Raw genomic sequence first — 8,702 nt, 5'->3', positions numbered from 1 at the left:
ATCTATAATGAGTGAATATGTGTCTGATTATTATGAACGCTGTAAAAACCTTCAACTGAATAAATATGAAAAAAATCAATAAGAACTTCAAGTATTTGACAATTCTCAATTTGTGTACTTTAGGGATACCATTAATAACATATCCGTTGATGACAAATACTATTGGTTTAGATAGGTTTGGTGATATTATCTATGTTCAATCTATCGTCGCGTACTTTGTTGTTTTTGTCGGATTAGGGTTTAACCTTTCTATAACCAAAAGAATTTCAACTATTGAGAATCAGAAAGAGATAAGTAAAACATTTTGGAATGTGATATATATAAAGTCTTTTCAGAGTATAATATTGACTGTCCCATTTATACTCATATGTTACTATCTAAATCTTGATATTTTATTATGTTTTTTACTTTATCTTACTGTATTCTCAGATGTTCTATTTCCTGTGTGGTACTATCAAGGTATCCAAGAAATGAAGTCAATAACAGTGGTTAATGTCATATACCGGATCGTATCTTTAGTATCAGTGTTGATATTTATCAGTGAGGATAATGGTGTTCTTGTTTATGCGTTGGCATTTGGTGTTACTCCATTATTTGTTAATTCAATAAATTTGTTTTATATAACTAGAAAAAATAAAATCTCATTGTCTCCATTTGATTTCAATTATTGTAGATTGTTATTCCTAGAATCATTACCTATTTTTTGGGGGGGGATAACTTCAATTATTAAAGATAGAACTAATATAATTTTAATTGGTGCATTTGTCGGGACATCTGAAGTTGTAATTTATGATTTTATTATTAAAATCATATCTCTTTTATCTGTGTTTTTTTCTAATCTAACAAATGCACAATTTCCTGAAATCGCTAAAAACAAGTCTTCAAAATTATTTAAAAAATATTTTTCATTGATATTTTTGGCATCTTTTCTTATTTACTTCTTAAGTGTTTCAGTTTTGTATTCATTCTCAGGCGAATTGGTTTCATTTATATTTTATTCAGAAGATTATTCCACATTGTTTAGCTATTTATCTATCATATTATTTTTGTTAATCCCACTGCGTAGTATTAGCTACCAGCTTGGTTTAGGCGTTTTAATTTCTAATGGATATTCAAAAGATTATTCAAATAATCTTATGTTTTCATCGTTATTATATATTCTTTTTTCATTTTTGTTATATTGCTTTGATTTCATGAGTATATATACAATATGTTTAAATTTAGTGATTACAGTTGTTTTAGAGTTACTTCATAGAGTATGGCTCTGTAGAAGGCGAGGTGTGTTATATTGGATAATTTAGGAAAGGTCTTATTTGATCTAAGTGCGACTCAGAGTTCAAATGAATCACCTGTACATGGTGGTGGTGAATATGCCAAGTATGTATTTAAAGCTGCAATGAAATATAAGGCGAGGTTAATCTGCTTTTATCTAAATGATAGAGAGTTAGATGATGAAATATATACATTGTGTAGCGAAGAAGGAATTGAGTTGTTACCTGTTTCTGATAAGAAAGAAATTACGAAGGTTATGGCGAGAGTTGATATAGTTGCCTTTTATTCAGCTCTACCCTATGATTTTTCAGGTATCGACTTACATAGTAAGAGGTTTATTGGTACAGTTCATGGATTAAGAGGGGTTGAGTTCCCTACAGATAAATTTGAATATATTTACAGGATTGGTAATTTAAACAAGCTAAAATCATTTGTAAATAGATACATTAAAAGTAAGTCAAAAAGAAGGGAGTTGGCAAAGCAATCTTTTTCAAAACTATTTGAAAAAGATAATTTTGAGATAATTACTGATTCAATGCACTCAAAATACAGCTTTATTTCTTTTTTCCCACATCTAAAGGTTAATCAAATATCTGTTTATCGATGCCCTTACGAGTTCGATACATATTTTAATAAACAAAGTAAGCCTCGTGGCTATTTTCTTTTAGTAAGTTCAAATCGATGGATTAAGAATAATTTCAGAGCTATTTTAGCATTAGACGAACTGTTTAGTGAGCAGAATATAGAGAAAAAAGTTATAGTTCTTGGTACTAATGGTGTGGACTTTTTGAAATATATTAAAAATAGAGATAAATTTATATTTAAAGACTATGTAAGCGAATTAGAACTTAATTCACATTTTTCTGAAGCATTTGCATTTATTTATCCTACTTTAAATGAGGGGTATGGCTACCCACCAATAAAAGCGATGGAATATCAGACCCCTGTAATTGCATCTGCAATCACAAGTGTTACCGAGGTTTGCGAAGATGCTGCTTTATACTTCAACCCACTTTCTATTAGTGAGTTAAAAACTAGGATTCTAACTCTTTTGAATCAACCAGATATAAAAGAGCGTTTGGTGTCGAATGGTGATAAAGTAGTTGCTAAGTTAAGATGTAGTAATGAATCTCAGTTGTCCGATATAGTTGAACATATATTTAAAAGTGAGATTTAATATGCCTGTAGCAGTCGTGACTGGAGCCTTTGGTCAAGATGGCACTTATTTGTGTAATTTGCTTCTTTCTAAAGGATATAAAGTTTTCGGTTTGGCAAATAATTGTATTCCGAGAAATGAATTACACGAAGCTTCTATCTTAGATCCTAACTTTTCAATTTTGAAATGCGATATAGGTAATTATGATGACGTGCTTAATCTTATTAAGAAAACGTCACCGGATGAAGTATATAATTTCGCAGCCTATAGTTTTGTAGCTGACTCAGACAATAACTCTTTTCTTCTCCACAAGATAACTGCTTCTGCCCCTATAAACTTTGCTGAAGCTATTCGATGCGTCGATAAGAGCATTAAACTATTTCAAGCATCTAGCTCCGAGGTTTTTGGTGGATCTAATGTTTCACCTCAAAGAGAAAATACACTACAAGTTCCCAGGAATTCTTACGGCATAGCTAAAAGTTATGCGCATAAAATGCTTGAGCAGTACAGAGAACATCACGGGTTATTTATAGTGATCGGCATCCTGTATAATCATGAATCTCCTTTACGTGATAAAAAATTTGTCACAAGAAAGATAACTTCAATCATAGCGGATATAGCAAGAGGGAAGCCAGTCACTCTAGAATTAGGTAATTTAGATGCCGTAAGAGATTGGGGATACGCTAAAGAATATGTTATGGGTTTCTGGCGATCTATGCAGTTAGAAAAAAGCGAAACTTTTGTTTTCTCTACAGGAGTTCAAAGCACAGTAAGGGATTTTGTTTCTTCTTCCTTTTTGTCTATTGGTATAAAAGTTTTTTGGAAGGGAAGTGGTACTGATGAAGTTGGTTTTGATGAAAAAGGTAATATTTTAGTTACAGTTAATGATGTTTTCTATAGAGAAAATGAGAAGGTACCATTAATAGGAGACGCTTCTAAGGCTAGTGATTTAATTGGTTGGAAAGCCAATTTTGAATTGTCTAGATTATGTGATTTGATGGTGCAATATGATTTAAATAAGGAGCTGGGGCTCATTAATGAATAACCTCATTTTTTATGGTGAACTACCTGGTGAGGTTAATCATGGCATCAGTGTTTCTAATGCAGTTAATCTTGAACTACTTTCCGAAGATTATAATGTCATAAGGATTAATGAAACTGTTCTTTTCTCTAAAGGTCCTATTAAGTATTTACTTTATAGACTGATGAGCATACTTTCTATTTTCTTTAAGATAGCTTGTTGTAAAGTTAATGCTAGAAATGCCAGTAAGTTTTATGCTGTTCTTCCTACATCTATTTTGGGAGTGTTAAAAACAGTAATTCTTGTTTTTTTTGTTAGGGTCTTCTATTGGAGGGTAGAAATAATCTTACATATTCATCGAGGCGACTTTGTGGAGTTTAAGGATTCTTCAAATATTTCAGCAATGCTCATTAGGATTGTATTTTTATTTACAAATAAAATTATATGCCTCTCATCAGAGTTACAGAGTTACATTGATTTTAACTATTCTAAACAAGTATTTACGCTAGACAACTGCCTTTCAAATGAGGTCCCTTTCTGTAATGATAAAAAATATAAAAGTAAACTAAGAGTTCTCTACTTTTCAAATATTACAGAAGAGAAAGGTATTTTCACACTTTTAGATGCGATGAAAAAAATTATAGATTCTTCTATTGAAATAGAGATGAGTGTTTTTGGCAGCTTTGAAAATGAAAAAATCAAGAATAGATATGAAAAAATAACAAATACATTACCTTGTGTAAAATACAAAGGGGTGATAAGTGGGGATGAAAAATACAACATCTACAAAGAGCATGATGTTTTCATCTTACCTTCCTTCAATGAAGGTCAGCCAATATCGATTATAGAGTCGATGAGTGTTGGAACTCCAATTATATCAACAGATGTTGGTTATATTAGAAATATGTTTTGGAGTGGTTATCCATATATTTTTGATGCTGGAGATGTCAAAAGCTTAGAGAATCTGATACTTAGTTTAACTCGACTTAAATCATCCGAGCGAAGCTGTTTTTATCAAGATCTATATCTTCATTTCTTGGATAAATTCTCAAAAGAAAAACATAAGCAAAAATTGCTTAAAATTTTTAGTTATTAAACTATAGGAAATTGTCATGCCTAATAATTTAAAAGTCGCATTTATAACCGGTATTACTGGACAAGATGGCTCTTACTTAGCTGAGCTTCTTGTCGAAAAGGGGTACGAAGTTCATGGGCTTATTCGCCGAGCATCATCATACAATACAGAACGTATTGACGAGCTGGTAAACAAAGGTGCCAATATTAAATTGCACTATGGTGACTTGACGGATTCTTCAAATCTAATACGACTTGTTAAGAAAATTCAACCAGATGAGATCTATAACTTAGGTGCAATGTCACACGTAGCGGTTTCTTTTGAGTCACCAGAATATGTTGCTGATGTAGACGGGATGGGTACGCTTCGTCTTCTTGAAGCTATTCGTATCAATGGCTTGGAAAAGAAAACTCGTTTCTATCAAGCCTCGACTTCCGAGCTTTACGGTGAAGTTCGTGAAACTCCTCAACGTGAGACTACGCCTTTTTACCCACGCTCTCCATACGCCGTGGCTAAAATGTATGCGTACTGGATCGTAGTTAACTATCGTGAATCTTACGGTATGTACGCATGTAATGGCATTTTGTTTAACCATGAATCACCACGCCGTGGAGAAACCTTTGTAACTCGTAAAATTACTCGTTCTATTGCAAACATCTCTCAAGGCCTTGAATTTTGTCTAGAGCTCGGAAATATGGATGCGTTGCGCGATTGGGGTCATGCTAAAGACTACGTTCGTATGCAATGGATGATGCTTCAACAAGATCAAGCTGAAGACTTTGTTATTGCAACGGGTAAGCAGATTTCTGTGCGCGAGTTTGTTCGTTTGTCAGCGAAGGAAGCGGGTATCGAGCTTGAGTTCTCCGGAGAAGGTCTTGATGAGATCGCTACTGTGGCTTCTATTGTTAAAGAAAAGGCACCAAAAGTGAAAGTTGGCGAGGTTATCGTAAAAGTGAACTCTCGCTTCTTCCGCCCAGCAGAGGTAGAAACATTACTTGGTGACCCTAGCAAAGCGAAAACTAAACTTGGTTGGACTCCAGATATCACTGTTGAAGAGATGTGTGCAGAAATGGTTGCCTCTGATATAGATAATGCAAAACAACATGTAGTGCTAAAAGAGAACGGCTTTGATGTAGCTATCTCTCTTGAAAACTAATTAAGCTTTGTAACTGATTGGTTTATATTGCAGGGCTATTTATCCTAGGCTCTGCTTTTTCTGTTTATATTATCGGTACTAGTATGAAAAGAGTATTTGTAGCTGGTCATAAAGGTATGGTTGGCTCGGCTATTGTTCGCCAACTATCTAAAGACACCTCTGTAGAAGTTATTACCAAAAATCGCAATGAACTTAACCTGCTAGATGTACTAGCAGTTAATAAGTTTTTTTCTACTCACGACATCGACCAAGTTTACCTTGCGGCTGCTAAAGTCGGCGGGATTTTAGCTAACAATACCTATCCTGCTGAATTTATCTACCAAAACTTGACGATTCAAAACAATATTATTCACTCTGCGCATCTACATGGTATTCAAGACTTATTATTTTTAGGGTCGTCTTGTATTTATCCCAAGTTTGCGGTGCAACCGATGCGCGAAGACTCTTTATTGACAGGTACATTAGAAGGGACTAATGAACCTTACGCAATTGCTAAGATTGCCGGTATTAAAATGTGTGAGTCCTATAACCGGCAATACGGTCGTAACTATCGCTCGGTAATGCCAACTAATTTGTATGGAGAAAATGATAATTTTCACCCCCAAAATTCTCATGTTATTCCTGCCTTGTTACGTCGCTTCCATGAGTCGAAACTGAATGGCGACAGCAAGGTAGTCGCGTGGGGTAGTGGTAAAGCAATGCGTGAGTTTCTTCATGTCAATGATATGGCAGCAGCCTCTATTTATGTGATGAATCTATCTCAAGATGTATATCAAGAAAATACGCAAGAAATGCTCAGTCATATAAACGTAGGCACTGGCGTGGATTGCACTATTCGTGAGCTTGTTGAGACCTTGGCAAAAGTAATCGGTTTTGAAGGTGAAATAGAGTTTGATATTACTAAGCCAGACGGCACCCCTCGTAAGTTAATGGATGTTTCTCGTTTAAAAAGTCTAGGGTGGGAAGCTGAGACGAGTTTAGAAGAGGGCTTAACCATTACTTATCAGTGGTTCTTAGATAACCAAGAATCTTATCGCGGTTAAAACACTGGGGGTAGAACTAAAATAAGGGCTCAAACAAAGCATATGTTTTTAAGCAAGCAATGTTTTTCTCAAGTGATTTACGCCATTGGTTTCAATTGATTTATTGATTGAGGACGAAAGTGGTCAAGTTTTACTTAGAGATCGTTTAAACCGACCCGCTCAAGGTTTCAGGTTCGTTCCTGGTGGTCGTATTCTTAAAGATGAAAAGTTTGAAGATGCCTTTCTCGTTTAACTTTAGAAGAGCTTGGACATGAGTTTAAGCTCTCTCATGCAACACTGTTGGGACCTTATACACACCTTTATGATGACAATGTATTTGGCAATGAATTTACGACTCATTATGTCGCGATTGCTTATAAGCTCACTGTCATTCGCTCTGAATTGAACTTACCCATGGATGTACAGCATTCCCGTTACCAGTGGTATAAACAAGATGAACTGTTGACCAGTGGTAAAGTACATATTCATACTAAATGGTACTTCAAAAATAACTAAAACATTACCTAATTAAAAACAACGAGTTGACTATGCTTATTCCTGTAATTATGGCCGGCGGTTCAGGTAGCCGTTTATGGCCTCTATCTCGAGCAAAATACCCTAAGCAATTTCTAGCAGTAACTGGTGAGCAAACCATGCTTCAACAAACGCTTAATCGCATGGTTGGTCTAGAGCATAATGCTCCATTTGTTATCTGTAATGAAGAGCATCGCTTCCTAGTTGCTGAACAACTTCGCCGTATTGATAGCCACTATAGTGGAATACTATTAGAGCCTGTTGGGCGTAATACTGCCCCTGCTATCGCTCTAGCAGCCCAATTTGCACTAACTGCAAACCAAACTTCAGGTGAAGATGCATTGATGCTGGTCCTTGCTGCTGATCATGTGATTAAAGATACTCAATCTTTCCATCAATCGGTACAAGCTGCTATTCCCTATGCACAACGTGGTGATATGGTTACATTCGGTATCAAGGCGAATGCGCCAGAAACAGGCTATGGCTACATTAAAACCGGCGATACAGTTACCGTTACGGATGAAAGTCGAGGTTTTAGCGTCGATAGTTTTGTCGAAAAGCCTAATCTCGAAACGGCAAAGCAGTATATAGAAAATGGTCGCTACTTGTGGAACAGTGGTATGTTCTTATTCAAAGCATCTACCTACCTTGAAGAGTTAGCGAAGTTTCGACCAGATATCTTAAAAGCATGTGAAAGCGCATACGATAGCCATTATGAAGATCTGGACTTTATTCGAATGTCATCTGATCTATTCTCACAAATCCCAGACGAATCAATAGATTTTGCGGTAATGGAAAAAACAGAAAAAGCTGTTGTAGTACCAATGGATGCTGATTGGAGTGATGTCGGGTCTTGGTCTGCGCTTTGGGAAGTGAATAATAAAGATGAACAAGGTAATGCAACTCGTGGTGATGTGTTAACTGAGCAGACTCAGAATAGTTATATTTATTCACAAGATAAACTCGTTGCTACCGTTGGTGTGGAAAACCTTATTGTTGTTGAGACAAAAGATGCGATCCTTGTCGCGGATAAGGATAAGGTTCAAGATGTAAAGTCGATCGTAAATCAACTAAAACACCACAATCGAACAGAGTGTCAGCAACATCAAGAGGTATATCGCCCATGGGGGTCTCATGAGACGGTATCCGCAGGTGAGCGTTATCATGTGAAGCAAGTTTTGGTGAAACCAAAAGAGAAAACAGCACTGCAGATGCACCACCATCGAGCTGAGCATTGGGTTGTTGTGTCTGGTACGGCTAAGGTAATAAAAGGTGATGAAACTTTCCTTCTAACTGAAAACCAATCAACTTATATTCCAGTGGGGACCCCGCACTCTGTAGAAAATCCGGGACAGGTACCTTTAGAGCTTATTGAAGTTCGTTCAGGTTCATACTTAGAAGAAGACGATATTGTTCGTTTTGATACCCAAGCATCTGCGTTTGGCGGTGACTACTAACTACCTATT

General features: G+C 35.8%; 7 protein-coding genes and 1 pseudogene. All 8 read left to right on the top strand.

Annotated elements, in window-relative coordinates:
• The first annotated feature begins 65 nt into the window (after window positions 1-65).
• The 8 genes and pseudogenes from AB4512_RS12905 (at window position 66) to AB4512_RS12870 (ending at window position 8,693) form a co-directional block, all read left to right on the top strand.
• Complete coding sequence (locus AB4512_RS12905) at window positions 66-1,301, top strand: oligosaccharide flippase family protein (RefSeq protein WP_372175002.1); 1,236 nt, start codon at window positions 66-68, stop codon at window positions 1,299-1,301.
• Complete coding sequence (locus AB4512_RS12900; protein WP_372175001.1) at window positions 1,289-2,449, top strand: glycosyltransferase; 1,161 nt, start codon at window positions 1,289-1,291, stop codon at window positions 2,447-2,449. Before AB4512_RS12905 ends, AB4512_RS12900 begins: the two co-directional genes overlap by 13 nt.
• 1 nt (window position 2,450) lies before the next feature.
• Window positions 2,451-3,473: a GDP-mannose 4,6-dehydratase gene (locus tag AB4512_RS12895; RefSeq protein WP_372175000.1), complete on the top strand. Its 1,023-nt coding sequence runs from the start codon at window positions 2,451-2,453 to the stop codon at window positions 3,471-3,473.
• On the top strand, window positions 3,466-4,545 hold the full coding sequence (locus tag AB4512_RS12890) for a glycosyltransferase family 4 protein (protein WP_372174999.1): 1,080 nt from the start codon (window positions 3,466-3,468) through the stop codon (window positions 4,543-4,545). Before AB4512_RS12895 ends, AB4512_RS12890 begins: the two co-directional genes overlap by 8 nt.
• A gap of 16 nt (window positions 4,546-4,561) precedes the next feature.
• Window positions 4,562-5,680 (top strand): GDP-mannose 4,6-dehydratase, encoded by a 1,119-nt coding sequence (gene gmd / locus AB4512_RS12885; protein ID WP_372174998.1) that lies wholly within the window; start codon window positions 4,562-4,564, stop codon window positions 5,678-5,680.
• 83 nt (window positions 5,681-5,763) lie between these two features.
• A complete protein-coding gene (locus AB4512_RS12880) occupies window positions 5,764-6,723 on the top strand; it encodes a GDP-L-fucose synthase family protein (protein ID WP_372174997.1) in 960 nt (319 codons plus the stop codon).
• Between the two features lie 42 nt (window positions 6,724-6,765).
• A pseudogene (locus AB4512_RS12875) lies at window positions 6,766-7,218 on the top strand (GDP-mannose mannosyl hydrolase).
• A gap of 32 nt (window positions 7,219-7,250) precedes the next feature.
• Window positions 7,251-8,693 carry a mannose-1-phosphate guanylyltransferase/mannose-6-phosphate isomerase gene (locus tag AB4512_RS12870; RefSeq protein WP_372174996.1) on the top strand — a complete coding sequence of 481 codons (1,443 nt, stop codon included), beginning with the start codon at window positions 7,251-7,253 and terminating at the stop codon, window positions 8,691-8,693.
• Window positions 8,694-8,702: the final 9 nt, after the last annotated feature.

This window comes from Vibrio sp. 10N.222.52.B7 (genome assembly GCF_041474275.1).
Taxonomy (GTDB): domain Bacteria; phylum Pseudomonadota; class Gammaproteobacteria; order Enterobacterales; family Vibrionaceae; genus Vibrio; species Vibrio crassostreae_C.
Note: the sequence above shows the minus strand (reverse complement) of the source record. Positions and strands in the feature narration are given on the sequence as shown.

Coding starts and splice junctions, on each gene's coding strand:
- AB4512_RS12905 (WP_372175002.1), top strand. CDS start 66: ATGAAAAAAATCAATAAGAACTTCAAGTATTTGACAATTCTCAATTTG.
- AB4512_RS12895 (WP_372175000.1), top strand. CDS start 2,451: ATGCCTGTAGCAGTCGTGACTGGAGCCTTTGGTCAAGATGGCACTTAT.
- AB4512_RS12890 (WP_372174999.1), top strand. CDS start 3,466: ATGAATAACCTCATTTTTTATGGTGAACTACCTGGTGAGGTTAATCAT.
- gmd (WP_372174998.1), top strand. CDS start 4,562: ATGCCTAATAATTTAAAAGTCGCATTTATAACCGGTATTACTGGACAA.
- AB4512_RS12880 (WP_372174997.1), top strand. CDS start 5,764: ATGAAAAGAGTATTTGTAGCTGGTCATAAAGGTATGGTTGGCTCGGCT.
- AB4512_RS12870 (WP_372174996.1), top strand. CDS start 7,251: ATGCTTATTCCTGTAATTATGGCCGGCGGTTCAGGTAGCCGTTTATGG.